Annotated in this window: 2 protein-coding genes; both read right to left on the bottom strand. The window is 72.5% G+C overall.

Annotation, left to right across the window (positions count from 1 at the left end; translation table 11 throughout):
* Positions 1 to 933 (bottom strand): MoxR family ATPase (locus G3I65_RS35350; RefSeq protein ID WP_160699948.1); only part of this gene is annotated, 933 nt, incomplete at its 3' end.
* On the bottom strand, positions 930 to 1,767 hold an 838-nt coding region (locus tag G3I65_RS35345; RefSeq protein WP_160699947.1), incomplete at its 5' end, for a fibronectin type III domain-containing protein. The genes G3I65_RS35345 and G3I65_RS35350, both read right to left, overlap by 4 nt.

Below are 1,767 nucleotides of genomic sequence, written 5' to 3'. Positions count from 1 at the left end.
CGGCGCGGGCGTCTCGGCCAGCAGCTCGTCCACGACGTCGGCCGTCCGGCGCTGGTTCAGCTCCGCGTCCGGCGTCAGCACGAGCCGGTGCCCGAGCACCGGGTGCGTGACGTCCTTGACGTCGTCGGGCGTGACGAAGTCGCGGCCGTGGGTGGCCGCGAGCGCCTGCGCCGCCCGGATCAGCGCGATGCTGCCGCGCGGGCTCGCGCCGTACCGGACGGCCGGGTGCGTCCGGCTCGCCGTGGCCAGCCGGACCGCGTAGGACACGATTTCCGGCGCCAGGTGCGACTTGCGGACCTCGGCGATCACGGCCTGCACCGTGCCGAGGTCGAGCACCGGGCGCAGCTCGTCCGGCGTCACGCCGGCGCAGTCGCCCATCACGACCCGCATTTCGGCGTCGTGGTCCGGGTAGCCGACCGAAAGCCGCATCAGGAACCGGTCGAGCTGCGCCTCGGGCAGCCGGTAGGTGCCCTCCAGCTCGATCGGGTTCTGCGTGGCCACCACGAAGAACGGCCGCGGCACGTCCTGGCTGACCGCGTCGACGGTCACCCGCCGCTCGGCCATCACCTCCAGCAGCGCGGACTGCGTCTTCGGCGTGCCGCGGTTGATCTCGTCTGCCAGCACGACGTTCGCGAAGATCCCGCCGGGGTGGAACTGGAACCGCTCGGCGTTCTGGTGGTACACCATCACGCCGGTGATGTCGCCGGGCAGCAGGTCCGGCGTGAACTGGATGCGGTTCCAGCTCGCGCCGACGCTGCGCGCCAGGCAGCGGGCGAGCGTCGTCTTGCCGAGGCCCGGCACGTCTTCGATGAGCAGGTGCCCCTCGGCGAACAGCGCGGCGACGGCGAGGCGGACGAGCTCGGGCTTGCCGCGCACGACCGCCTGGACGTTGTCCGCGATCAGCTCGTAGGCGGCTTTGGGAGTCGGTGTCACGTTTCCTTCTTCGCCTCGGGTTTTCCGGTTTTCTTCAGCAGGCGGCGCGTTCCCAGCAGCGCGAGCGGCCCGAGCACGAACACGAACGCGGGCGTGCCGTTGAAGTGGTCCGAGCCGGTGCCCGCCGACGTCGTGATGGTGACGTCGACCGGGATCGCGCCGACCCAGTAGACGTTCGAGATGGTGAGGTTCGTGGTGCCGCTGCACGGCACGGTCGGGGACGAGGCCGAGCCCAGCGCGGTCGCCTTGCACTTCGCGGCCGCGCCGTTGCCGTTCGCCGTCACGGTGACGATGATCTGCTGGTCCGGCGCGCCCTTGCCCTGGACGTGGGTGATCTTCACCGTCGGCGGTCCCGCGGGCACGCTCACCGTCTTGCGGCCCGGGCTCCCGGTGAGCGCGGCACCCGAGCCGTACCTGGTGACCGCGCGGACGGTGACCGTGACGGACCCGGAAAGCCCGGTGAATGCCGTCGAAGTGCCCGAAACCTGACGCTCCCCCGCGCCGGTCGCGCTCACCAGGTAGTGCACCAGGTCCGCGCCGTGCAGGTCCGGCGCGGACCAGCTCGCCGAGACCTTCCCGCCCGACCCGGTGGTCAGGGTGACCGACGGCGCGCCGGCCGCCTGTCCCGGCGCAGCCGCCTTCGCGCTCGCGCCGGGGCCGCGGCCCGCGGAGTTCTCCGCGGCCACGGTGACCACATAGGACTTCCCGTTGTCCAGTCCACTGACGGTGGCGCGCCGCGCCGTCCCGGAGACCGTCGTCGAGCCGCCCGGCCAGGACACGTGGTACGCGGTGATCCGCGCGCCGTTGTCCGCCGCGCCCGACCAGCTCACCTTG

This window comes from Amycolatopsis sp. SID8362 (assembly GCF_010550475.1).
Taxonomy (GTDB): Bacteria; Actinomycetota; Actinomycetes; order Mycobacteriales; family Pseudonocardiaceae; genus Amycolatopsis; species Amycolatopsis eburnea.
Note: the sequence above shows the minus strand (reverse complement) of the source record. Positions and strands in the feature narration are given on the sequence as shown.